This window comes from Cobetia sp. 5-25-4-2 (assembly GCF_013374075.1).
Lineage (GTDB): Bacteria > Pseudomonadota > Gammaproteobacteria > Pseudomonadales > Halomonadaceae > Cobetia > Cobetia marina.
This window is the reverse complement of record NZ_BLWK01000012.1, coordinates 1-24,735: the sequence shown is the minus strand read 5'-3', so window position 1 is coordinate 24,735 and position 24,735 is coordinate 1. Positions and strand designations below refer to the sequence as shown.

20 protein-coding genes are annotated in these 24,735 nt (G+C 63.7%); 15 read left to right on the top strand and 5 right to left on the bottom strand.

Annotation, left to right across the window (positions count from 1 at the left end; all coding sequences use genetic code 11):
• Positions 1-22: 22 nt before the first annotated feature.
• The 3 genes from minD to sbcB all read left to right on the top strand — a co-directional run bounded on the left by minD (position 23) and on the right by sbcB (position 2,683).
• Positions 23-841, top strand: coding sequence for a septum site-determining protein MinD (minD, locus tag HXS65_RS17125; protein ID WP_077373593.1), 819 nt, complete (start codon positions 23-25; stop codon positions 839-841).
• Positions 838-1,098, top strand: coding sequence for a cell division topological specificity factor MinE (minE, locus tag HXS65_RS17120; protein WP_043336475.1), 261 nt, complete (start codon positions 838-840; stop codon positions 1,096-1,098). Before minD ends, minE begins: the two co-directional genes overlap by 4 nt.
• Before the next feature lie 109 nt (positions 1,099-1,207).
• Entirely contained in the window at positions 1,208-2,683 is a 1,476-nt protein-coding gene (sbcB, locus tag HXS65_RS17115; protein ID WP_176494513.1) for an exodeoxyribonuclease I, read from the top strand.
• 184 nt (positions 2,684-2,867) lie between these two features.
• Here sbcB and HXS65_RS17110 read toward each other — a convergent pair whose 3' ends face one another.
• Together HXS65_RS17110 and HXS65_RS17105 are read right to left on the bottom strand one after the other, a co-directional pair.
• Positions 2,868-5,831 carry an insulinase family protein gene (locus tag HXS65_RS17110; RefSeq protein WP_176494511.1) on the bottom strand — a complete coding sequence of 988 codons (2,964 nt, stop codon included), beginning with the start codon at positions 5,829-5,831 and terminating at the stop codon, positions 2,868-2,870.
• A gap of 209 nt (positions 5,832-6,040) precedes the next feature.
• Positions 6,041-6,751, bottom strand: a complete 711-nt coding sequence (locus HXS65_RS17105) for an SOS response-associated peptidase (protein ID WP_077373602.1) — start codon at positions 6,749-6,751, stop codon at positions 6,041-6,043.
• A 299-nt stretch (positions 6,752-7,050) separates the two neighbouring features.
• Here HXS65_RS17105 and HXS65_RS17100 point away from each other — a divergent pair, with 299 nt between their 5' ends.
• The gene (locus tag HXS65_RS17100; RefSeq protein ID WP_077373605.1) at positions 7,051-7,695 is read left to right on the top strand and encodes a TetR/AcrR family transcriptional regulator; all 645 of its coding nucleotides are present in this window, start codon (positions 7,051-7,053) and stop codon (positions 7,693-7,695) included.
• Entirely contained in the window at positions 7,692-9,584 is a 1,893-nt protein-coding gene (locus HXS65_RS17095) for an MFS transporter (RefSeq protein ID WP_176494510.1), read from the top strand. The genes HXS65_RS17100 and HXS65_RS17095 overlap by 4 nt, the downstream gene beginning before the upstream one ends.
• A gap of 141 nt (positions 9,585-9,725) precedes the next feature.
• Here the strand turns inward: HXS65_RS17095 and HXS65_RS17090 are convergent, their stop codons facing one another.
• The 3 genes from HXS65_RS17090 to HXS65_RS17080 all read right to left on the bottom strand — a co-directional run bounded on the left by HXS65_RS17090 (position 9,726) and on the right by HXS65_RS17080 (position 13,405).
• Entirely contained in the window at positions 9,726-10,985 is a 1,260-nt protein-coding gene (locus tag HXS65_RS17090) for a multidrug effflux MFS transporter (protein ID WP_176494508.1), read from the bottom strand.
• Between the two features lie 245 nt (positions 10,986-11,230).
• Positions 11,231-12,508 (bottom strand): HlyC/CorC family transporter, encoded by a 1,278-nt coding sequence (locus tag HXS65_RS17085; RefSeq protein ID WP_077373614.1) that lies wholly within the window; start codon positions 12,506-12,508, stop codon positions 11,231-11,233.
• Between the two features lie 99 nt (positions 12,509-12,607).
• Positions 12,608-13,405: an inner membrane protein YpjD gene (locus HXS65_RS17080; protein WP_077373617.1), complete on the bottom strand. Its 798-nt coding sequence runs from the start codon at positions 13,403-13,405 to the stop codon at positions 12,608-12,610.
• A 342-nt stretch (positions 13,406-13,747) separates the two neighbouring features.
• Here HXS65_RS17080 and ffh point away from each other — a divergent pair, with 342 nt between their 5' ends.
• The 10 genes from ffh to HXS65_RS17030 all read left to right on the top strand — a co-directional run bounded on the left by ffh (position 13,748) and on the right by HXS65_RS17030 (position 24,497).
• Positions 13,748-15,190, top strand: coding sequence for a signal recognition particle protein (ffh, locus tag HXS65_RS17075; RefSeq protein WP_176494506.1), 1,443 nt, complete (start codon positions 13,748-13,750; stop codon positions 15,188-15,190).
• 226 nt (positions 15,191-15,416) lie between these two features.
• Positions 15,417-15,668 carry a 30S ribosomal protein S16 gene (gene rpsP / locus HXS65_RS17070; protein WP_065392604.1) on the top strand — a complete coding sequence of 84 codons (252 nt, stop codon included), beginning with the start codon at positions 15,417-15,419 and terminating at the stop codon, positions 15,666-15,668.
• An 8-nt stretch (positions 15,669-15,676) separates the two neighbouring features.
• Entirely contained in the window at positions 15,677-16,243 is a 567-nt protein-coding gene (gene rimM, locus HXS65_RS17065; RefSeq protein WP_065392605.1) for a ribosome maturation factor RimM, read from the top strand.
• 25 nt (positions 16,244-16,268) lie between these two features.
• On the top strand, positions 16,269-17,021 hold the full coding sequence (gene trmD, locus HXS65_RS17060) for a tRNA (guanosine(37)-N1)-methyltransferase TrmD (protein ID WP_065392606.1): 753 nt from the start codon (positions 16,269-16,271) through the stop codon (positions 17,019-17,021).
• Positions 17,022-17,217: 196 nt separating this feature from the next.
• Positions 17,218-17,574, top strand: coding sequence for a 50S ribosomal protein L19 (gene rplS / locus HXS65_RS17055; protein ID WP_043336437.1), 357 nt, complete (start codon positions 17,218-17,220; stop codon positions 17,572-17,574).
• Between the two features lie 241 nt (positions 17,575-17,815).
• The gene (xerD, locus tag HXS65_RS17050; protein WP_077373623.1) at positions 17,816-18,724 is read left to right on the top strand and encodes a site-specific tyrosine recombinase XerD; all 909 of its coding nucleotides are present in this window, start codon (positions 17,816-17,818) and stop codon (positions 18,722-18,724) included.
• Between the two features lie 39 nt (positions 18,725-18,763).
• On the top strand, positions 18,764-19,534 hold the full coding sequence (locus tag HXS65_RS17045) for a DsbC family protein (RefSeq protein ID WP_077373626.1): 771 nt from the start codon (positions 18,764-18,766) through the stop codon (positions 19,532-19,534).
• A gap of 175 nt (positions 19,535-19,709) precedes the next feature.
• Positions 19,710-21,026 (top strand): homoserine dehydrogenase, encoded by a 1,317-nt coding sequence (locus HXS65_RS17040; RefSeq protein WP_077373629.1) that lies wholly within the window; start codon positions 19,710-19,712, stop codon positions 21,024-21,026.
• A 115-nt stretch (positions 21,027-21,141) separates the two neighbouring features.
• Entirely contained in the window at positions 21,142-22,533 is a 1,392-nt protein-coding gene (gene thrC, locus HXS65_RS17035) for a threonine synthase (protein ID WP_077373632.1), read from the top strand.
• 113 nt (positions 22,534-22,646) lie between these two features.
• Positions 22,647-24,497 carry a DHH family phosphoesterase gene (locus HXS65_RS17030; RefSeq protein ID WP_176494505.1) on the top strand — a complete coding sequence of 617 codons (1,851 nt, stop codon included), beginning with the start codon at positions 22,647-22,649 and terminating at the stop codon, positions 24,495-24,497.
• Positions 24,498-24,735 lie beyond the last annotated feature (238 nt).

The window sequence follows — 24,735 nt, the reverse complement described above, 5'->3', positions numbered from 1 at the left end:
ACTCTCAGCAAGGAAGATACCTTTGGCCAAGATTATCGTAGTGACGTCAGGCAAGGGCGGAGTCGGCAAGACGACCAGCGCCGCCGCCATTGCCACCGGACTGGCTCTGCGCGGCAACAAGACCGTCGTGATCGATTTCGATGTGGGTCTGCGCAACCTGGATCTGATCATGGGTTGCGAGCGGCGCGTGGTCTACGACCTCGTCAACGTCATCCAGGGCGAGGCCAATCTCAAGCAGGCGCTGATCCGCGACAAGCGCATCGACAACCTGCATATCCTTCCGGCCTCCCAGACCCGTGACAAGGATGCGCTGACGCTGGAAGGCGTCGAGAAGGTGCTCGAAAGCCTGCGGGAAGAATTTGACTACGTCATCTGTGACTCCCCGGCCGGTATCGAGCGCGGTGCCCAGCTGGCGATGTACTTCGCGGATGAAGCGGTGGTGGTCACCAACCCGGAAGTCAGCTCGGTGCGCGATTCCGATCGCATCATCGGTCTGCTGTCTTCCAAGACACGCCGTGCCGAGAACGGCGATTCTCCGGTGCGCGAACACCTGTTGATCACCCGCTACCATCCGGCGCGCGTGACCGGGGGTGACATGCTGAATCTGACGGACATCCAGGAAATCCTGTCGATCCCGCTGATCGGCCTGATTCCCGAGTCGGAGGCCGTGCTGCGCGCCTCCAACCAGGGGGTGCCGGTGACCCACGACCAGAAGAGCGATGCTGGTCAGGCCTATGTGGACTGCGTTTCCCGCCTGTTGGGCGAGGAAGTCCAGCTGCGCTTCCATGAAGTCGAGAAGCGCGGTCTGCTGGCCAGAATGTTTGGAGGGGGGCGCAAGTGAAATTACTGGATTTTCTGAAGCGAGAGCGCAAGAAGACGGCCAATGTCGCCAAGGAGCGGCTGCAGATCATCGTGGCTCACCAGCGCAGTCAGCGTGATCAGCCGGATTACATGCCGATGCTGGAGCGTGAGCTGCTGGAGGTGATTCGCAAGTACGTTCAGGTCGATCAGGATGCCATCAACATCTCGCTGGACCGCGAGGATGATTGTTCGGTGCTCGAGCTGAACGTCACTCTGCCGCGCCCCGGCGAGGCATGAGCAGACTCGATAACCGCTGATTCGTACGACTTTCCTGCCAGAACATCGCCCCCCTCGGGCGCGGTGTTCTGGCATGTGCATTTTCTGACCGTCCGCGTGGAGATTTCCTGTGGCAGAGCCCACCTTCCTGTGGCACGACTACGAGACCTTCGGTGCTGACCCGCGCCGCGACCGTCCATCGCAGTTTGCCGCCATTCGTACTGATGCGGAGCTCAACGAGATCGGTGAGCCGCTGACGCTCTTCTGCAAGCCCGCTGACGACTTCCTGCCTCATCCGATGGCGTGCCTGATTACGGGGATCACGCCGCAGCAGGCCGAGCGTCGCGGCCTGCCGGAGGCCGAGTTCGCCGGGCGCATCAACGACGAGATGAGCGTGCCGGGCACCTGCTCGGTGGGCTACAACAGCCTGCGTTTCGATGATGAAGTCAGCCGTCACCTGTTCTATCGCAACTTCCTCGACCCCTACGGGCGTGAGTGGCAGAACGGCAATTCGCGCTGGGACCTGATCGATGTGGTGCGCGCCTTCCATGCGCTGCGCCCCGAGGGGATCGAGTGGCCCCGGCGCGAGGACGGAGCCCCCAGCTTCCGTCTGGAAGATTTGACGGCCGCCAATGGCATCGAGCATGCCGGCGCGCACGATGCCCTGGTCGATGTGCGGGCCACCATCGCCCTGGCGCGTCTGCTCAAGTCACGCAATGCCCGGCTGTTCGAGTATCTGCTCAAGCTGCGCAACAAGCGTCATGTCGCCAGCCTGCTGGACATCGGTGCGCGCAAGCCGATGCTGCACATCTCACGTCGCTATCCGGCCTCGCGAGCATGCGGTGCGCTGGTGGTGCCGCTGGCGGAGCACCCCTCCAATGCCAATGGCGTCATCGTCTATGACCTGTCGGTGGACCCGGCACCGCTGATGGATCTCACTCCCGAGGAGATTCGGGCGCGGGTGTTCGCCAGCGCGGATGATCTGGCGGAAGGTGAGGAGCGCATCCCCCTCAAGGTCATTCATCTCAACAAGAGCCCGGTGCTGATGCCGGCGACGGCGCTCAAGGATGTCTCCGGCCCTCACCAGGGGGAATACGGCGAGATCGTCGCGCGCCTCAAGCTCGACCCTGCACGATGTCGTGAGCACTGGAAGTGGCTCAAGGATAATGCGGGGGTCGGCGTGAAGGTCGCCCAGGTGTTTGCCGAGACGCCGCCGGCCGGCCCGGCTGACCCGGACCTGATGCTCTATTCGGGAGGCTTCTTCTCGCCCGCGGACCGCAAGGATATGGAGCGCGTGCGTGCCTCTCACCCCGAGGCGCTGGATGACACGCCCTTCGCCTTCCAGGATGGGCGGCTCGAGGAGATGCTGTTCCGCTACCGCGCACGCAGCTACGGCTACACGCTTGATTCAGCCGAGCGGGAGCGCTGGGAGCAGTGGCGCTGGGAGCGCATGAATGACGAGCAGGTCGCCAGCCTGACCGTGAAGGGCTTCGTCAGCGAGATCCAGCGTCTGGCCCAGAACGAGCAGGATCCGGCGCGCGTGCAGATTCTGGAAGAACTGGCGATGTATGTGGAAGGCATCATGCCGCCACAGGCCTTTGGCTGATTCTCGAAATTCTCGCAGCCACAACGACACGACCCCGGCGAATTCGCCGGGGTCGTGTCGTTCATCTCTCGGAAAAAACTGACGCTCCACTCGTCTCTGATCTGCCCTTCACTTCACGGCTCCGTTCCTCACGGAAGCGTTCTGACTGACCCGCCTGACCGTCGGGCATGCACGCGTGGCGCGATCAATGCTGGGCATTGCCCGCAGGTTGCGCCGAGGGAGCGGCGGTGGTGGCACCGTGCTCGGCACGTGGCGCCTCCGGCAGCAGGGGGAGCGCGAGCGTCGGCAGGCGCTGATCGAAGTCGCTGGGGATCTCGGGATCAAAGGCCAGTTCCAGCGGCGCCGCCTGAGTCACCTGCTGCCAGGCGTCACGGATGTCCTGGACGCTGACCTGCTCCACGGCGTGGATCAGCTGCTGGCGGCGATCAAAGTCGGTCCAGCCGAAGCTCAGTTCGCTCCAGTTGCGTGATGCAAGCTCGGAGAGGCGGCGCGGCTTCTGCTCGAGACCATCGATCACTGCACTGCGATAGCTGGCGAGCGTGGCCTCATCCAGCGCCGTGATGCGCTCATCGAAGGTCGTGAAGAAGGCATCCATGCGCGAGAACAGGGTCTTGCTGTCCTTGGAAGGCGACTGGACCAGCAGGCTCAGGCCCGGGGCATCCAGCATGGGGGAGTAGCTGGCCGAAACGATGTAGCCCAGTTGCTCATCGGTGCGCAGCCGGCTGTAGAACGGGGCTTCGATCAGCTGGCCCAGCACGGCCAGACTGGCCTGACTCTCGAGCGTGCGATCCTTGCCCTGCAGGTAGCGCAGTGCGCCGGCATCACCGCGTGAGCTTTCCGGTCGCAACGCGAGGGGCTGGTCCACCCGGTGGATGGCAAGCTCCGGGATGCCGTCGCGCGTGACGCGGGGGGCCAGGCCATTGATCACCAGCTGACCGGTCTCGCGTGCCTGAGTGTCGCTCAGGTTGCCTGTCACCATGGCCTGGACATGCAGGCGTGCCAGGAAGCGCTTGCGGAAGGCGTCCAGACGTTCGCTGGTGACCTGCGCCAGCACGTCCTGCTGCTGCGAGACGGTGGTGGGCTGGCCGACCAGCGCTTCACTGAGACTGCGGCCCAGTTGCGTATACAGGGGCGCCTGGGCGCGATTGCTCAGGCTGCGTGTCATGCGCTGCGTGATGCGTGCCAGTCGTTGAGAGTCGATGTCACCATTGACCAGTTGATCCAGCACCTCGCGCATTTCCGGCTGCTGGCCGTCGCGCCAGCCACTGAACTGCAGCGTGATGCCGCGGCCATGGGCATAGGCCAGAGCATCCTGTCCGGCCAGACGTGCCGGGTACAGGCGGGCATTCAGGCTGTCGTTCAGCCATGCCGCCAATACGCGACTCATGACCTCATCCTCGACCGAGGCACTCACGGCGGGGTTGAGCAGCCCGAAGCGCCACTCGGCCTTCGGGACCCCGAAACTGTCATCACCCTGATACCAGAGTTCGGCGCCGGGCTCGTCGATGAGCTGACGTGGCGGCGCATCGGGCAGATTCAGGACCTGGAAGTCGCTGGCCAGATAAGGATTGGGGGCCGGAAGGGCAAGCCGGGCGGCCAGCGAGGGATCGTCTCCGGCACGGGCGACGGCATCGTCCGTGAGGCGCGTCAGGGTATAGGGCGCCTTGAACCATTTACCCTGTTGGTCTCCCGTGACATCAGGGCCGGAGTAGACCTCCAGCAGATTCTCTGGCGTCAGGCGATCAAGGGTCGACTCGATCAGCTCGGCGTCATAGTCCTGCATCAGGTAGGGCGCGGCCAGCACATCCTTGACCGGATAGCGCGTCATCATCATGGCCAGGCTGCTGGCCAGGTCCACGGGAGAGCTGCGCTGCTGGAAGCGGAATTCCTGCTCGCCCAGCGCCGCCTGCTCCTTGTAGCGCCACTCCTCCAGGCCCTGCTGGCGAATCAATGCCAGATAGTCGAACAGCGCGGCGCGGATTGCCGGCTGATGCCGGGCGCCCTCGGGCGTCAGGGTGACACTGATGCTGAGCAGGGCATTCTCGCCATCGCTGGGGCCGCCGCCGGCCGAGAGCCCATCCGCCCAGCCCTTGTCCTTGAGTACCGCCAGCAGGCTGCCTTCCCCTTCATGTCCGATGAGGTTGGCAAGATAGCTGACCGGTTTGACGCGATACTGCGCGACGGGGTCCTCGATGGGGAACATGAAGTCGAGCTCGCGCTCCTGCTTGAGTGCCTTGACCTCCACGCGTGCGGGCAGCTCATCGGCAGTGACCAGCGGCGCGTCGATCTGTGGCCGTGAGAGCTCGCGATTCGGGACATCGGAGAAGTTGTGGCGCGTCAGTGACTCCAGCGTGTCCAGCGATTGGGGGCCGACCAGGGTGAGGCGCATCACGCCGGCGCCGTAATGCGCCTGATAGAAGTCCACCAGGCGTTGGCGCAGGCTGCCGGCCTCGCTGTCCTTGAGTGTCTCGAGGCTGCCGACGCTGAAGCGGTTGAAGGGGTGCTCTGGATTGAGCGCCTGCTCGACAGCCTCATTCACGCGCCGCCCGTCATCCTGCAGGCGTGCCTGATATTCGGAATGCACGGCATGACGCTCGCGGTCGACGTAGTCGGCATTGAACTGTGGTGCGACGAAGAAGCGGGCAAAGCGCGGCAGGGCCTCGGCGAAGGCATCCGGTGCGATATCGAAGAAGTAGTTGGTGTCCTGGCTGGCGGTGAAGGCGTTGTGCTGTCCGCCGTGACGGGTGATGAATTCCTGATAGGCATCAGGCTCTGGATAACGATCGGTGCCGAGGAACAGCATATGCTCGAGGAAGTGAGCAAGTCCGGGAACGTCATCGGGGTCCTGGGCGCTGCCCACTTCCACGTCCATGGCAGCGGCAGCCTTGTCAGCCGCCGGGTCGCTCACCAGCAGCACCTTGAGGCCATTGTCGAGCGTCAGGCTGCGATAGTCGCGCTGGTCATTGGCGCTCTTGATCACCGGGCCTGCCTGGGTGATGGCAGAGGCCGCGGTGGCTGACGTCATGGAGGACGGTGCGGGGGGCGTGGAGGAATCGGCCAGGCTGACGCCGGGCGACAGGCCGGTGATGACGATGGCGGCAATGGCAGCGCTCAATGCGAGCGGACGGAATCCTGATGGCAAGGACATCTTCTCTCCTGGTTCACGGCACCGATGACACTGGCATGGTGGTTCGATAAGGGCGATTCATGCGTCGCAAGCGCGCAGGTAGATCAGCAACGCCTCACAAGCAGCGCAGGTCCGAGGATGTGCTCCCCTTCTAGCGATACGCGTGTTTGACCGGCCTGGATTCAGCGTTCCCGATCTGAGCATGCTGTCCGGGCGCCGAGTGGCGTCTCTCAGCTCAGCATCGGGCCGGTGGGGTGCGCGACGCTCCATTCCTGGTGCGCGGGATCATTGACCCGGCGAGCGACGGGGAAGGCCGCGAGGCTGGCGTCCGGTGTCAGCATGGCACGTACCCTGTCCAGCGGGGTATCGGCGCTCAGCCATTCCCGCACCTGATGCGGGGCGATCACCGCCGGCATGCGGTCGGTCAGACGTGCGGTGACACCCGCGCACGCCACGCTGATCAAGGCAAAGCTGTCGCGCCCCTCGGGGGGCAGTCCTTCCATCAGCGGGGGGCTGAAGTGGCGGGTCCACAGCGCGGCGAGCAACAGCGGAGCGCGGGTGGCGTGCGTGACCAGAAAGGGCTGCTTCATGCGCGGCTGTTCCTTCCAGACATAGACCCCACCGACGGGAATCAGTGCCCGTTGACTGGTAAAGGATTCGCGGAACATGCGTCGCGTTTCCAGCGACTCGGCGCGCGCCACGTGGGGCGCGTGGTCCATGACCTCCAGCCAGCTGGGCGTCAGCCCCCAGAGCGCTGGCACCTGGCGAAGCCTCGGGCCTTCCAGGCGCAGCATCGAAACCGGCAGGCGCGGAGCGCGATTGGCGCTCACCAGACGCTCCTCCCGCAGCTGACGCGTGAGGGCAGGCGTCGCGAGTGATCCGAACAGTTCACTGGGCGGCAGGTCTTCGGGAAACGGGGGAAGGTACAGGCGTCCGGCCACGGAAATCCTTTGAGATGAAGGGCAGGGGGGAACATGCAGGGCGACGCATTGCCCAATCATGAGCGCGAGAGCCCCGCTGCACGCGGCAGTCGCCAGCATGCCACACCTTGGTGGCGCTTGCGTTTGTGCTCAGTCTCGATATGCTGGACGGAAACACTGTTCGATTCAATGGCTGACACGGGGCGCTTCAAGAGCAGGATGCTCAGGTATCGTGACTCTCTCTGCCAACCCGCGCAGTCCGGACACACACCGCGCCAGATTCGCTGCGCGGTAACGCATCTCAGCACCAGAGGAATTCGATGGCCCGTCCACGTCAGCATGCACCGGAAGCGCTGCATGCGCGGGTAATGGAGACATGCGATGAATGGCTCAAGCAGCAGCCCGTTCACGCCTTGTCCTTGCGCAACCTGGCTCGCGAAGTCGGTTGCGCCCCCAGTACCCTGCTCAAGCTCTACGGCAGTTTTGGCAACCTGCTCCAGCACGTCAATCTGACGACCCTGGACCGTCTGCGCGATGCGATTGCCGGGCAGGAGACCCCGAGCCCCTCCCAGCGTCTCAAGGCATTGGCGCGAGCCTATTGGGGCTTTGCCCAGCGCGACCCCTATCGCTGGCAGCTGCTGTTCGATTTCCCGCTGGCTCAGGAAGGGGAGCTGGATCAGCGTCAGAACGCCATGATCGAAGGCTTGTTCGAGCGAGTGGAGCTGGCTCTGGTCGAGTACGCTCCCAAGGTGGAGTCAGTGGAAGCCAAGCGCATGGCGCGAACCCTGTGGGGCAGCGTGCATGGCCTGGTCCAGCTGGGCATGAATGAACGCCTGGGTCTGTGGCAAGGACAGCCGCTGGAAGTCACGGAACTGCTCGACCAGCTGCTGGATACCATGCTGGCGGGGCTCAAGGTGCGCAGCGAGGCTGCAGGCTCGGGGGATGCCACGGAAGCAGGGCGATGAGTCGAGACCTTCTGCGGCGGCCACGCTTTGCCCCCTTCTTCTGGACCCAGGCCCTCGGGGCCTTCAATGACAATCTCTTCAAGAACGCGCTGCTGCTGCTGCTGACCTTCGTGGTCATCGAGCAGCGCGGTTGGGACACCGGCGTCGTCAACAATCTGGCCGCCGGGTTGTTCATCCTGCCTTTTCTGCTGTTTTCCGCCTGGGGCGGCCTGCTGGCGGACCGCCTCGACAAGCAGCGGCTGATCGTCAGGCTCAAGTGGCTGGAGCTTGCCACCATGAGCGTGGCGGCGGGTGCCTTGATCTTCGAGGCCTGGGAGCTCTTGCTGGCGCTGCTGTTCATGATGGGCACCCAGTCCGCGCTGTTCGGCCCGGTCAAGTACGCCATCCTGCCTCAGCATCTCAAGGCCGATGAGCTGGTCAGTGGCAACGCCTGGGTCGAACTGGGTACCTTCCTCGCCATTCTGGTCGGTACCTTGGCGGCTGCGGCCTTGATGGCGCTGGGCGGTGAGCTGGCGCGCTGGGCGCTGTCGGCATCGCTGGTGTCGCTGGCGGTGCTGGGCGTACTGGCTGCCATGCGCATTCCGCCGGCGCCTTCCGCTTCTCCGGGGCCGGTGCCCTGGCGGCCGCTGTCCGGCAGCGTGGCGGTGATGCGCGAGGGGCTGAGCAATAGTCGGCTACGCTGGGCGCTGCTCGGCATCAGTGCGTTCTGGTTCCTCGGTGCGAGCTATCTGACGCAATTGCCGGCGTATGCGCGGGATATCGTCCATGGGGCCGAAGGGGCGACATCGGCCCTGCTGGCGGCCTTTGCCATCGGCATTGGCCTGGGGTCGCTGGCTTGTGAGCGTGTCTCGCGTGGACGACTCGAGACAGGGCTTGTGCCCTTCGGGGCGCTGATCATCTTTGCCGGCGGGCTGGACCTTGCCTTGCGCCCGGCGCTGGCTGAGGCCCAGATGGCCACGCCGCTGATCGAGCTGCTGGGCATCGCCGGATTCTGGCGCATGTGGCTGGATCTCGGCGTCATCGGCTTCGGCGGCGGCCTGTATATCGTGCCGCTCTACACGCTGTTGCAGCTGCGCAGCCCCGAGGACCATCGCGCGCGCATGATCGCGGCCAACAATGTGCTCAATGCCTTGCTGATGGTGCTCTCGGCCGGTGCCGGCATTCTGGTGCTGGGCGTGATGGGGCGTGATATTCCGGACTTCCTGCTGCTGCTGTCCTTGATCAGTGGATTGATCGCGGTGATCTGCATGCTGCGTGACCCGCGGCCCTTCCTGCGGCTGATCATCTTCATCCTCATTCACCTGATGTATCGGCTGCACCTCAAGGGGCGCTGGCGGATACCGGCGGAAGGCGCGGCACTGGTGGTGTGCAACCACGTCAGCTTCATGGATGCGCTGATACTCGGCGGCGCCAGCCCGCGCCCATTGCGGTTTCTGATGGATGCCGAGATCTATCACTCTCCCTGGCTGAAATGGTTCTTCCGCATTGCGGGGGCCATTCCGGTGGATTCCTCGCGCAAGGACCCCGCCGGTGTGCGTCGTTCACTGGAAGAGGTCGGCAAGGCGCTGCGCGATGGCGAGGTGGTCATGATCTTCCCGGAAGGCAAGCTGACGCGAGATGGGGAAGTGGGACGCTTCCGGCGTGGGCTGGAGCTGATCCTCGCGCGTGATCCGGCGCCGGTGATCCCGATGGCTCTGGGGGGGCTGTGGGGGTCGTGGTTCTCCCACGGCGGCGGGCCGGCCTTTGCCAAGTGGCCGCGTCGCCTGCGTGGTCGGGTGGAGTTGTGTGTCGGTCGCACCTTCGCGCCGGAGAACGTCAAGGCTGCGGAGCTGGAAGAGGCCGTGCGCGATCTGCATCGCAAGGCGACACGCCTGGCGGACTGCCAATGACGGGGTGAAGCTGCTCTGGTCGAGGGTGGCTGCCCCCTCACGTGGTGAGCGCAAGAGCGTTCCCTGAAAAAAACGCCGTCCGTGGCTTCACGGGCGGCGTCTTTGCGTATGCGGTTCACGTTCTGCGGACAGTGATGGCGCTTACGCGGGGGCGCTGGAACTGCTGCCGTGGGCGGCAGGCTGATTGGATGGCGCGGTGTGGCGGGTGACCCAGAAGCCGATGCCGCCCACCAGGCATGCGGCAAGCATGACCAGCGGTACCGGCAGCATGTTGGAGCCGTTCAGCCACAGGCTGGCAATCGCACCGTAGAGTCCGCCGCCCAGGAAGAGCGCGGTGCCCGAGATGGCGTTGGCGACCCCGTGGCCGCGGGTGAACAGCGACTGGTAGTCCGCCATCACGTTGGGGGTGATCATGGCGCCTGCGCCAAGTACCACCAGCATGCCGGGAATCAGGGTGGCGGCGCTGATCGTGCCAGTGAGGCCCAGTCCCAGCAGCCAGGTGATGCCGGTCAGCTGGACGCTCAATGCCAGCTTGACCAGCGTGCGCGTGCGCAGGTGCTTGAGGCCGAGATGATTGAGACGGTTGCCGACGAACATCGCGACCACATTGGCGCCGAAGGCCAGCGCGAACTGCGGCGGGGTCATCCCGAGCAGCCCTTGATACAGGTAGCTGGCATTGGTGATGAAGGTGAACATGATGCCGGGCCCGCACAGGATCAGCATCAGGTGCCCCGGGACTCCCCGGGTGGTGAGGACGTCGCCATAGCTGCGCAGCACGTTGCGTGGTCTGAAGGGCGTGCGCTCGCTGGCGGGGTGGGTCTCCGGCAGCCAGCGATGGATGATCAGACCGACTATCAGCCCGTAGACTCCCAGCGCGAAGAAGATCGTCGTCCAGTGGCTCAGCGAGATCACCAGGGCGCCCAGGGACGGCGCTATCAGTGGCGCCGTCATCAGTACCATGGTCACGTTGGTCATCAGGCGCGCGGCGTCCTTGCCGGTCGCGACGTCTCTCACCACGGTGCGCGAGACACCGCCGGTCATGCCGGTGGCGATGCCCTGAAGCACTCGCCAGACCAGCAGCCAGTGGAAGTCTCGTGTCAGTGCGCAACCGAGTCCGGCGACGAGAAACAGCACGAAACCACTCAGGGCGACGGGGCGGCGTCCGAGACTGTCGGACAGCGGACCACCGCCCAGCTGACCCATCGCGTAGCCGAAGAAGAACATGGTGATGGTCAGGCCGATGCGATGCTCGTCCACACCGAAGTCGCCTGCCATGGAAGGCATGGCGGGCAGGTAGGCGTCGGTCGCCAGAGGCGCGAGCGCCACCATCAGTGCCAGCATCAGCGTGAAGCGTGCGGGGTGGTGGTGCAGGACAGTCGTCGGGGAAGAGGCTTGGGTCATGAGGGCCATTTGCGGGTAGTGGGCAGTGCAGGAAAAGGTGGTCCGGCGATCCGGCGATCCGGCGATCCGGCGGCCCGGCGAGCCGGCGGCCCGGCGTTCCGGGCAGGCACAGGATAGCGTGTGTCTCCGGCATTGGCCGCCCCGTGGCGTGCAACACCGCATTGCAATGGACGTGAACGCGAAGGGCCCGCCAGATGGCGGGCCCTTCGCGCATGACGCTGCAACGTTACCCTGCAGGCGCTGGATCAGGTACGCGTGGTGCGCGAGGCCTGCCAGCAGCGTGCCGAGGTGATCTGGTTGTCCTTGACCTGCTGGATCTCGATGCGGGTCGTGCCGATGGCCAGACTGGCTGGCGCATCCGGGAAGGATTCCAGGTGCTCGAGGATCAGACCATTGAGCGTCTTGGGGCCATCGGTCGGCAGCTGCCAGCCGATGGCCTTGTTGATCTCGCGGATGTTGGCGGTACCCTCGATCACGTAGCTGCCGTTGTCCTGAGGATGGATTTCCTGATGGGTGCCGGCCACGTCGGTGGTGAACTCGCCGACGATCTCCTCAAGGATATCCTCCAGTGTCGCCAGCCCCTGCACATCGCCATACTCGTCGACCACGATGCCGATGCGGCGCTTCTGCTTCTGGAAATTGAGCAGCTGGGTATGCAGCGGGGTGGATTCCGGGATGAAGTAGGGCTCGCGGGCCTCCTGGATGATGGAGGCCTTGGTGACCTCGTCCAGTGACAGGAAACGGGCCGCATTTCGCAGGTGCAGGATGCCGATGATGTTGTTGATGTCACCCTTGTAGATCGGCACTCGCGTGTGCTGACTGGCGCGGATATGACTGAGAATGATGTCGAGATCATCATCGAGGTCGATACCGAAGATTTCCTGACGCGGCACCATGATGTCATCGACGGTGACGTTCTCGAGGTCGAGGATCGACAGCAGCATGCCCTGGTGACGGCGCGGGATCATGCTGCCAGCCTCGTGGACCACGGTGCGCAGCTCGTCACGGGTCAGGCTGTCGGCCCCGCCGCTGACATCGCGAACGCCGAACAGGCGCAGCAGGCCATTGGAAATGCCATTGACCAGCCAGACCAGCGGATAGAGCAGCTTGAGCATGGGTTCGAGAATCACCGACGCCGGATAGGCGATACGCTCGGGATTCACGGCGGCCATGGTCTTGGGCGTCACTTCGGCGAAGATCAGCACCACGATGGTGAGGACGGCAGTGGAGATGGCAGGGCCGGAGACATCACCGAAGTAATGGATGGCAATGATGGTGGCCAGAGACGCTGCCAGATTGTTGACGAAGTTGTTGCCGATCAGGATGACGCCGATCAGACGGTCCGGGCGAGATAGCAGGCGGGTGACGCGCTTGGCGCCGCGCTCACCGCTCTTCTCGCGGTGGCTCAGGCGATAGCGGTTGATCGACATCATGCCGGTCTCGGAGCTCGAGAAGAAGGCAGACAGGAAGATCAGGATGACCAGCAGGCCGAACAGCAGCCCCAGCGGGGTGTCGTCGCTCAAGAGTGAAGGGTCCTCGGTGGCGGATTTACGCGCATGATACTGCTGCCGTGACGGCAATGCACCAGCTGCTGCGGGTGCTGCTCGTCACGACAGCGACGCTCAGTGGGAAAACACGACCTGCAGGGCGAACTTGGTGCCGAAGAAGGCCAGCGCCAGCACCAGGCAGCCGCCCAGCGTCCAGCGCGCCGCGCGCTGTCCGCGCCAGCCCAGGACATGATGGCCGAACAGCAGCACGGCAAAGATCACCCAGGCGCCGAAGCTCAGGACCGTCTTGTGCGCGAGGTGCTGGGCGAACAGGTTGTCGAGGTAGATCATGCCGCTGAGAATCGACACGCTGAGCAGGATCATTCCGGCCCAGATCAGCTCGAACAGTGCGCGCTCCATGCTGGTCAGCGCGGGCAGTACCTGGACGATGCCGCGGGTGTGACGCTTCTTCAGCGCATGTTGCTGCAATGACAGCAGACCGGCCTGCATGGCCGAGATGCTGAAGAAGGCCAGTGCCGCCACCGAGGTGAGGATGTGGGCGATGAGTCCCGCAGAAAGTGGATTCTCGGTATTGGCGCTGGGAAGATTCATCACGCCAAGGACGCAGATGGCCGCCACGGGGAAGAGGGCAGCACCGCCGGCAATCACCGGCTTGAACATGCTGGCCAGGATCAGCAGCAGGCTGATGGCCCAGCTGACCAGCGAAGCGCTCTCGAACAGTCCGAGGTGCAGCTCGCCGCCATGGCTGATGGTGAGCCAGACGATCACGGCATGGCAGGCGACGGCTACCAGTGCCAGGCCGCGTACCAGACGTGGTCTGGACGGTACCCGGCGGATGAGCGTCAGGCCCTGCCACAGGCCGGCGCCGAGATAGAAGATGATGGCCAGAAAGGCAAAGGGCAGAGCCTGCATGTGCTGTTGTCCAGGTGCCGAGGATGTACGAGGAGGCAGGTCCTGTACGAGACGCTGCCTATATGATGTGACTATACCGAATGCACTCATGTGATTGCATCCACGCCACGCGCTTTGAGGAGGCTGGCGGAGCCGTGTCGGGGAGAGAATTCCCGGCGAGAGAGGATTTGGTCGGCGCTTGAGTGTCCCCATCATGGAGACAGACCCGCCCTGTGCGTATAATGCGCCACAGGATGAACCATTCACGCGCTGGGGCGTCATGCCGTGACCCCCGGAATCGAGGACAGCACTGTTCTCGAGCCGCTGCGAGCGGCCCCCAGACGTCCCTAGCCGGAGAGGCCCATGTTTCAAAGTTTGAGTGATCGCCTGTCGCAGACGCTGAAGTCGATTACCGGCCAGGCCAAGCTGACGGAAGACAACATCAAGGACACGCTGCGTGAAGTGCGCCGTGCGTTGCTTGAGGCGGATGTCGCACTGTCGGTGGTCAAGGCCTTCATCGACCGCGTGCGCGAGCGTGCCGTCGGTCAGGAAGTGTCCAAGAGCCTGTCGCCGGGTCAGCAGTTCGTCAAGATCGTCCAGCAGGAGCTGGAAGCGATCATGGGCGAAGCCAATGAAGGTCTGGTGCTCAAGGGCAGCCCGGCCGTCATTCTGATGGCGGGTCTGCAGGGTGCGGGCAAGACGACCACCGTCGCCAAGCTGGCGCGTTATCTGCGTGAGCGCGAGAAGAAGAAGGTGCTGGTGGTCTCGGCGGACGTCTATCGTCCGGCCGCCATCGACCAGCTGGAAACGCTGGCCAGGGAAGTCGAGGTGGATTTCTTCCCCTCCGACTCCTCCCAGCAGCCTGTCGCCATCGCTGAAGCGGCGATGAAGCACGCGCGTATCCAGTTCCACGACGTGGTGCTGGTGGATACCGCCGGCCGTCTGCATGTCGATGCCGACATGATGGACGAGATCGCGGCGCTGCATCGCAGCGTCAATCCTGATGAGACGCTGTTCGTCGTCGATGCGATGACCGGTCAGGATGCCGCCAATACCGCCAAGGCCTTCCATGAAGCCCTGCCGCTGACCGGTGTCGTGCTGACCAAGGCCGATGGTGATGCGCGTGGTGGTGCGGCGCTGTCCGTTCGCCACATCACCGGCAAGCCGATCAAGTTCATGGGGATGGGGGAGAAGGTCGATGCCCTCGAGCCCTTCCACCCGGACCGCATCGCCTCGCGCATCCTCGGCATGGGCGACATGCTGTCGCTGATCGAGGAAGCCGAGCGCAGCGTCGACAAGACCAAGGCCGAGCAGCTGGCCAAGAAGGTCCAGAAAGGCTCGGGCTTCGATCTCGAGGACTTCCGCGACCAGCTTCAGCAGCTCAAGAACATGGGTGGCATGGGCAGCCTGATGTCCAAGCTGCCGGGCATGGGGCAGCTGGCGGAAGTTGCTCAGAGCCAGGCCAGCGAGAAGGAGCTGGGCAAGCTCGAGGCGATGATCAACTCCATGACACCCAAGGAGCGTCGCAACCCGGATCTCATCAATGGCTCGCGCAAGCGTCGCATCTGCATGGGCTCCGGTACCCAGGTGCCGGACCTCAATCGTCTGCTCAAGCAGCACAAGCAGATGGCCAAGATGATGAAGAAGGCCGGCAAGAAAGGTGGCATGCAGAAGATGATGCGTGGCATGTCCGGCATGATGGGCGGCGGCGGTCCCGGTGGCATGGGTGGCCCCGGCGGCATGGGCGGTCCCGGCGGAATGGGAGGCATGGGTGGCCCGGGCGGCGGACGCTTCCCGCGTCGCTGAGTCTCCGGCAAGGCTCTGAGGTTCTCGCCGACAGGATTTCGTGGCGTCAGAGTCACGAATCGCGCCCCGTGACACGGCTCGTGTCGCGGGGCGCGCGTATGGCCATGGAAAAAGGTTTCCAAGGCTTGGCATTTTCCGTAGAATGTCGCCTCTTCGTGTGGACCCTCCATGCGAAGCCGAGTTCTGTGGCACGATTTTCACTTCAACACGAAGGACAGATTACGCAATGGTTACCATTCGTCTGGCACGTGGTGGCGCCAAGAAGCGTCCCTTCTACCACCTGGCTGTAGCTGATTCCCGCACAGCCCGTGATGGCCGCTTCATCGAGCGCGTCGGCTTCTTCAACCCGGTCGCTCGCGGCCAGGAAGAGCGTCTGCGCATCGATCTCGAGCGCATCGCTCACTGGCAGCAGCAGGGCGCACAGGTCTCTGACCGTGTCGCTCAGCTGATCAAGGAAGCTGGCAAGCAGCAGGCTTGATTTCCAGGATGCCTACTCACTCGAACAACCCGCAGCCGACCGCACACACCTCGCATGGCGATGATGTGGTGGTCATGGGGAAGCTTACCAGCCCCTATGGCGTGAAAGGCTGGCTCAAGGTGTACTCCTACACCAGCCCGATCGATGGCATCTTCGACTATGCCGGCTGGATCCTGAAGCTTGACGGGAAGCAGATTCCCGCGCGACTTGCCCAGGCACGTCGTCATGGCAAGGGTCTGGTGGCGCAGCTGGAAGGTGTCGACGATCGCGAAGCGGCGCAGGCGCTGGCCGGGGCGGAGATTCTCCTGCCCAAGCAGCAACTGCCGCAGCTCGAGGTGGGTGAGTACTACTGGCATCAACTGGAAGGTCTCGAGGTGGTGACGCTGGATGGCCAGCGCCTCGGACAAGTGAACACCCTGATGGAAACCGGTGCCAACGACGTTCTGGTGATCAAGCCGAACGACGACAGCATCGATGAGAAGGAACGGCTCGTGCCGTACCTGCCCGATCAGGTGGTTCGCGATGTGGATCTCGTCAATGGACGCATGAGCGTCGATTGGGATCCCGAATTCTGATGAAAAGCACAGAGAGCTGACGCCTGTGTGGATTGGTGTAGTAAGTCTGTTTCCGGAAATGTTCACGGCGATCACCGCCAGTGGCGTGACCGGCCGAGCGGTCGACAAGGGCCTGCTCGAGGTCGATTTCTGGAACCCGCGTGACTACGCCACCGACAGGCACCGTACGGTCGATGATCGTCCCTACGGCGGTGGTCCCGGCATGTTGATGAAGGTCGAGACCCTGCGAGGCGCCATTCGTGACGCCCGTGCCGCTGGCGGTGACGACGCCCGCGTGATCTATCTCTCCCCGCAAGGCCGCAAGCTGGATCAGGCCGGTGCCCGCGAACTGGCGACGAATGAGCGCCTGATCGTGGTGGCCGGACGCTATGAAGGCATTGACGAACGCGTGGTGGAAGAGGAGATCGACGAGGAATGGTCGATCGGCGATTACGTCCTGTCTGGCGGTGAGCTGCCAGCCATGGTCCTGATCGATACGGTAGCGCGCCTGGTGCCGGGCGTACTCGGGCATGAAGCCAGTGCGGAGGAGGATTCCTTCACCGACGGCCTGCTCGATTGTCCGCACTACACTCGCCCCGAAGTCATCGACGGCAAGCGAGTGCCGGAAGTGCTGCTCAGTGGCAATCATGCCCTGATCAAGCGCTGGCGGTTGCAACAGTCTCTGGGACGTACCTGGCTCAGGCGTCCGGATCTGCTGGAGAGCCGCACGTTGACTCGTGAGGAGCGCAAGCTGCTCGACGAGTTCATCGCGCAGCACGCCCGGAAAGGCAAGGCCTGACCTTCGCGGACCTCGCGTTCGCCGTCAGGAGAAGGCCGCCACCGTGGCGGAGGTGCGGCACGGCCCGGAGTCATCTTGCGGGAGCCCCGTGGCGCGTCACACACAAGGTCGATCCCCGTGTTCAAGGCCGTTTGCGGTGCCGGGGTCATGACGAACATCAGCCTCAGGGTTGATGCTAACGAATTTGGAGCTAGCGATGAGCAGCAAGAACAAACTGATCCAGGCGATCGAAAACGAGCAGATGGCCAAGGAAATCCCGGCCTTTGCACCGGGCGACACCATCGTCGTCCAGGTCAAGGTCGTCGAAGGTACCCGCGAGCGTCTGCAGGCCTTCGAAGGCGTGGTGATCGGCAAGCGTAACCGCGGTCTGAACTCCGCCTTCACCGTCCGCAAGATCTCCCACGGTGTGGGCGTCGAGCGTACTTTCCAGACTTACAGCCCGCAGGTTGCTGCCATCGACGTCAAGCGTCGTGGTGACGTCCGTCAGGCCAAGCTGTACTACCTCCGTGAGCGTAGCGGCAAGTCTGCACGCATCAAGGAAAAGCTGGGCTAAGCGCTCCGCATTCCCTGACTGCAGAACTCGGCAGTACGGCGGAGGAGCGAATTGCCACTTGCTCCTCCGCCACACAAAGACCCCGCCATGCCTCGCATGGCGGGGTCTTTGTGTCTGTGGATGAGGGAAAGTTGCCGCAGTGACCGTCGGATTCATTTCAACGTCAGGGCGTCACGGTAGAATTCGGCAGTCGTCGCGCCGGAAGGTGTCGGTTGCGCGCATCGGGAAGGAGGAAGCAGGCATGAAGGATGACGAGACGCTGGTCGCGGCATTTCTCGATACGTTGTGGCTGGAGCGCGGCGCCAGTGACAACACGCTTGGTGCCTATCGAAGTGACCTCGAGAGCTGGCAGCGGTGGTTGCTGGAGCAGCAGGAGTCCGGAGGCGAAGCCACGCCATTGCTGGAGGCGACCCCTGTGCAGGTGCAGGCATTCTGTGACTCACGACGTGAATCGCATGCGCTTCGCTCCACCGCGCGACTGTTGTCTGCGTTGCGGCGGTTCTATCGCTGGGCACTGGCCGAGGGCATGATCGAGGCGGATCCCGTGCATGAGGTGCGCCTTCCCCGCGTGATCCCCAGCCTGCCCGGCACGCTCGACGAGGAGGAAGTCGAGCGCCTGCTGGAGGCGCCGGATCTCGAGACGGCCATCGGCCTGCGCGACCGGACCATGCTGGAGGTGCTCTATGGCGCGGGATTGCGCATCAGTGAACTGGTCGGTCTGCGGGTCGATGCGCTCAATCTGCGCCAGGGTGTGGTCAGAGTGATCGGCAAGGGCGATCGCGAGCGTCTGGTGCCGTTGGGCGAGGAGGCCTGTGACTGGCTGTCACGCTGGCTGTCGGCTGGCCGACCTGCGATGATGGCCGACCAGACGCGCCCGGCGCTGTTTCCCGGTCGGCATGACAAGGCCATGACGCGGCAGACCTTCTGGCACCGCATCCGGCGCCACGCCGTCACGGCCGGTATCGACAAGCCCCTGTCACCGCATACCCTGCGCCACGCCTTTGCGACGCACCTGCTCAATCATGGTGCCAACCTGCGTGTCGTGCAGCTGTTGCTGGGTCATCGTGATCTATCCACGACCCAGATCTATACCCATGTGGCTCAGGCGCGTCTGGAACGCCTGCACGCCGAACATCATCCGCGTGGTTGATACCAGGCACTTCGCCCCGCGGACGCCAAGGAGAGTCTGATGAGCAAGTTCACCCGCCGCCCGCAGCGCCTGCCACAGGCGTTGCGTCTGTTGAGCGCTGCTACCCTGCTGAGCGTGATGGCACCGCTCGCCCAGGCTGACGCGCTGGATGACCTGCGTGACAAGCTGGTGGTCAATGGCCAGCCGTTGCCGGTGGAGTCGCTGGCTTCCAGTCCGATCGAGGGTCTCTTCGAGGTGAAGCTCACCAGCGGCGAGACCTTCTTCACCGATGCGACGGGCAAGCACCTGATCGTCGGGGAAATGTACCGCAACGACGGTGACAAGGGGCTGGTGAATCTCAGCGAGCAGAAGGCCAATGGCGAGCGCCAGAAGCTGCTGGCCGAGGTCAGTGAGGACGACATGGTCATCTTCCGGCCGGCGGGTGAGGTCAAGGCGGTGATCAGCGTCTTCACTGACACCACCTGCCCCTATTGCCGCAAGCTGCATGAGGAAGTGCCGGAGCTCAATGCGCGTGGTGTCGAAGTGCGTTATCTGGCCTTCCCGCGTGGCGGTCTGCGCTCGCAGGGCGCACGCGAGCTGGCTCAGGTATGGTGTGCCGAGAATCGCACCGAGGCGATGAACCAGATCAAGAATCAGAGGCAGGCGCCCAAGCAGGAAGCCAGCTGTGATGCCCCGGTGGAAAGCCAGTATCAGCTCGGTACGCGCATGGGCGTGCAGGGCACACCGGCCATCGTGATGCCGGATGGCAAGATGGTGCCGGGCTATCTGCCGGTGGATCGCCTGACCACCATGTTGGGACTGGATGGCTGATGGCGTGACGCCTCAGAGTGGCTGCGCGTTGACAGGGCGTCCTGCCTTGCTACCGTGGTCACGAAAGACACAGACGCGAGCCGTCTGGATAATAGACCGACGACAGGTCGGCAAGGCCATGGCGCTCCGGCGCGGCCTCCAAGGCTGGATACCGTAACAAGAGAGGAAAGCGACGTTGAAACCGGTGAAAGTAGGAATCTGTGGTCTGGGTACCGTAGGCGGCGGCACGTTCAACGTGCTGGTACGCAATGCCGATGAGATTGCGCGTCGTGCTGGACGCCCGATTATCGTCGAACAGGTTGGCGCTCGTCGTGACAACCCTGACTGCGATATCACCGGCGTCAGCCGCACGCATGACATCTTCGAGGTCGCGCGCAACCCCGAGATCGATGTGCTGGTCGAACTGATCGGTGGCTATGATGTGGCCTATGAGTTGGTGATGGAAGCGATCGCCAACGGCAAGCATGTCGTGACCGCCAACAAGGCGCTGATCGCCGTGCACGGCAACGAGATCTTCCGCGCCGCGGCCGAGAAAGGGGTGATGGTGGCCTTCGAGGCAGCGGTCGCCGGTGGCATCCCGGTCATCAAGTCCCTGCGGGAAGGCCTGGGCGCCAACCGTATCCAGTGGCTGGCCGGCATCATCAACGGCACCGGCAACTTCATTCTCAGCGCGATGCGCGATGAAGGCCGCAGTTTCGATGACGTGCTGGCCGAGGCGCAGGCGCTGGGCTATGCCGAAGCGGACCCGACCTTCGACGTTGAAGGCATCGATGCTGCCCACAAGCTGACCATCCTGGCCTCCATCGCCTTCGGCGTGCCGCTGCAGTTCGACAAGGCCTACACCGAAGGCATCTCGCGCATCACGGCCGATGACATCGAGCAGGCCGACAACCTGGGCTATATCATCAAGCACCTGGGGATCACCCGCGCCACGGCCAAGGGCCTTGAGCTGCGCGTGCATCCGACGCTGATTCCCAAGGAGCGCCTGCTGGCCAACGTGCATGGCGTCAAGAATGCCATCGAGGTGATGGGCGATGCAGTGGGCCCCACCCTCTACTATGGTGCCGGCGCCGGTGCCGAGCCGACTGCCTCTGCCGTCGTGGCGGATCTGCTCGATGTGGCGCGCGATATCGCCACCGACCACCGCTACCGCGTGCCGTATCTGGCCTTCGCCGAGATCAATCAGCACGGTGACACCCTGCCGATCCTGCCGATGGAGGAGATCGAGACGGCCTGCTACCTGCGTCTGCATGCGGTGGATCGTCCGGGCGTGCTGGCGCGTGTCGCGTCGATTCTCTCCGAACAGGGCATCTCCATCGAGGCGATCATCCAGAAGGAAGCCACCGAAGGCGAGCTGGTGCCGATCATTCTGCTCACGCACCGCGCGCGCGAACTGCACATGAACGAAGCGATTCGCCAGCTGGAAGCGCTGGTGGATGTCGCCGGTTCCGTGGTGCGCATTCGCGTCGAGGATCTCGACGACAACGCCTGATCGCGGGCAAACGGTACCGGGTCATCGAGGTAGATGGCTCGGTACCGCTGGGCAGCCGGCGCAGGCCGGAAGAGCAAGAATCATAACGGTGGCGAACGCCACGGGAAGACACGACATGCGTTATATCTCCACGCGCGGCCAGGCGCCGGCGCTCGGTTTTGAAGATGTGGTCCTCACGGGGCTTGCCAGCGATGGTGGCCTGTATGTGCCGGAAACCCTGCCGCAGTTCAGTGCCGAGGAACTGACGGCGATGGCTGGTGAGTCCTATGCGGAAATCGCCTTCCGTGTCATGAAGCCCTTCGTCGATGGTGCCATCGATGACGAGACCTTCCGTGAACTCGTGCGCGAGACCTACGCGACCTTCAGTCACGATGCGGTCGTGCCGCTCAATCAGCTCGACAGCAACCATTACCTGCTGGAGCTGTTCCACGGCCCGACGCTGGCCTTCAAGGATGTCGCGCTGCAGCTGCTGGGTCGCCTGCTCGATCACTTCCTCGCCAAGCGTGGCGAGCGTGCGGTGATCATGGGCGCGACCTCCGGTGATACCGGTTCTGCCGCCATCGAGGGCTGCCGTGCCTGCGATCATGTGGATATCTTCATCCTGCATCCGCACAACCGCGTCTCCGAAGTGCAGCGCCGCCAGATGACCTCCGTGCTGGCACCCAACGTCTTCAACGTCGCCATCGAAGGCAACTTCGACGATGCCCAGGCGATGGTGAAGGCCAGCTTCGCCGACCAGGATTTCCTGGATGGCACGCGTCTGGTCGCGGTCAACTCGATCAACTGGGCGCGCATCATGGCCCAGACCGTCTACTACGTGGCCGCCGGTGTGGCGCTGGGCGCTCCGGCGCGTCAGGTCAGCTTCACGGTGCCGTCGGCCAACTTCGGCAACATCTTTGCCGGCTATCTGGCCTCGCGCATGGGTCTGCCGGTACGTCAGCTGGTGATCGCCACCAACGCCAATGACATCCTGCATCGCACCATCTCCTCCAACGACTTCTCGCGTCAGGAGCTGAAGGCGACGCTGGCACCGTCAATGGATATCGTGGTGTCCTCCAACTTCGAGCGTCTGCTGTTCGAAGCCTATGGCCGTGATGGTCAGGCGATCCGTGAACTGCTCGAGCACTTCTCGCGCGAACCGGCGGCGCTGGCAGATGCCCCGCTGGCCAAGCTGCGGGAGCTGTTCTCCAGCCACAGTGTCGACGACGAGACGATTCTCGAAGTCATCCGTGAAGCGCATCAGCGCACCGGCGAGATCCTCGATCCGCATACGGCGACAGGCTATCGCGCGGCAGAAGTCTGCCGGACGGATACCGCGACGCCGATGATCACGCTGGCGACGGCGCATCCGGCCAAGTTCGCCGAAGCGGTGGCGCGTGCTGGTTTCGCGGGTGTCGATCTGCCGCCACATCTGCATGACCTGCTGGAGCGCGAAGAGCGCTATAGCGTGCTGCCGGCCGAGCTGGCTGCCGTGCAGGACTTCGTGCGCGAGAATCGCCGCGGGTGATCGCATCAACGACGGCTCAGGCCTCCGGGGCTGAGCCGTCGTCCTTCTTTCATGGCCGTCATTTCGCAGTCCGCTGTCGAAATGACGGCCATGTCGTTTGTCAGGAGTTCTTCATGTCTGTCACTCCCTCCTTGTCACCCTCCTTGGCACAAGGCACCGCATCGCGCCCTGGTGAGCGTACGCTGGCGGCCAGCATCGCGCGGGTCATCCAGCCTCGCGTCAGAGATGAGCGCCTCTACCAGCAGGGGATCGCGACGGGGCTCAGCGAACTGCAGGCACGAGTACTGGCAGGGCGGTTGACGCTGGAGAGCTGCAAGGCGCCGCTGGAGGCGCTGGTCACGCCGGCGCTCCGGCACATCGAGCATCCCGAGCGGCTGGCGGATGGCCGGCGGGCGGCAGAGCGCATCGCGCGTGCTGTCGCCGAGGGTGAGCACATCGGCATCCTCACGGACTATGACGTGGACGGCATCACCTCGCATGTGGTGATGCTACGCACGCTGACGGAGCTGTTCGATGTGCCCTACGACCGCGTGCACAGTCTGATCGGTCATCGCATCCACGATGGTTACGGCATCAGTCTGCCGCTGGTCGAGCGCATCATGACACTGTCGCCGCGCCCGAGCCTGATCGTCACCGCGGATTGTGGTTCCAGCGATGAGGCGCGCCTGGCATTGCTCAAGGAGGCAGGCATTGAGGTGGTGGTGACGGATCACCATGCGCTGCCTCAGGAAGGGCCGCCGGCTTCCGCCTACGCGACCGTCAATCCGACACGTGACGATTGTGCCTATCCGGATGCGACCATCGCCGGTTGCATGGTGGCCTGGTTGACCATGTCATTGACGCGCAATGTGCTGATCGAGCAAGGCAGATTGCCGGGGGATGCACCCAAGTTGTCGCCATGGCTGTCATATGTGGCGCTGGGGACGGTGGCGGACTGTGTGTCACTGGGGGGCAGTGCGATCAATCGTGCGGTGGTCAATCTGGGTCTGACGTTGATCAATCGCATGCAGGAGCCCTGCTGGCGAGCCATGGCAGAGCGGCTCGGGGCCGATAGCGTGCCCTTCGATGCCGAGACGCTGGCCTTCCAGATGGGGCCGCGCATCAATGCCCGCTCACGACTGGATGATCCTTACGCCGCACTGCATTTCATGCTGGCGCGTGAAGATGAGGCTGCTCAGCGCGCGCTGGAGGTGCTCGATCAGGACAATCAGTCGCGCAAGGCGATCGAAGCCGAGATGGTGGAGTCGGCGCGCGCCTTGGCGCTCGCCTCGTTGCGGGAAGGGCATCAGGTGATCGTGGTGCATCTGGAAGATGGTCACCCGGGAGTGCAGGGCATTGTCGCTTCACGTCTCGTGCAGCAGTTCGGGCGTCCGACCGTCGTGCTGACACCAGCCGCGGTGCCCGGCATGTTGACCGGGTCCGGGCGCTCCATCGAAGGATTGCATCTGCGGGATGCGTTGCAGCGAGCGCATGACCTGGCACCGCAGTGTCTGCCGCGTTTCGGTGGGCACAGGGGTGCGGCAGGGGTGGGCTTGCCCCTGGCGGAGAAGGATACCTTCACTTGTGCTCTGCAACAGGCGGCCGCGGAGCAATTGGGTGAAAGGGCGCTCAACCCCTTGATTCTCAGTGATGGTGAACTGGCAGAAGGGCAGTTGAGCCTGGAGACCCTGGATGAGCTCGAGCGTCTGGCACCTTTCGGGCGTGAGTTCGAGGCACCGCTGTTCGAGGGCAGTTTCCTGGTCGAGAGTCTGCGACCGGTAGGTGCCGATGGCACACATCTGTCGCTTGAGCTCTCGCTCGGGCGTACACGCCTCAAGGCGATCTGGTTCCGGGCGCTGTCGCCGGGGGAATCGCCGGCATTCGGCGTGGGGGCCGCTCTGAAGTGTGCTTACAAGCTGTCGCGCAATCGCTGGCGGGGGAGAGAATCGCTGCAGCTGATGCTGGAGCATGCCGTACCAGCATGAGCGTGTTTGAATGAATTGCGGTATCTGGCCAGAAAGCCCTTGTGCTCAGCCCGGATCGTGCGTAAAGTACGCATCCGCTGCCGGGGACGCATGGCGTTACCAGCGGTGAAAGAGGTTTGCAGGTGATTGTTTTGTTTGATGTTTTTGAAGTCCGCTTCCAAATCATCGATTGACAATTCCGGGCGATTCGCTAGAATACGCCGCACTCCTTACGGAACAGGTGATCGAGCAACGCTCC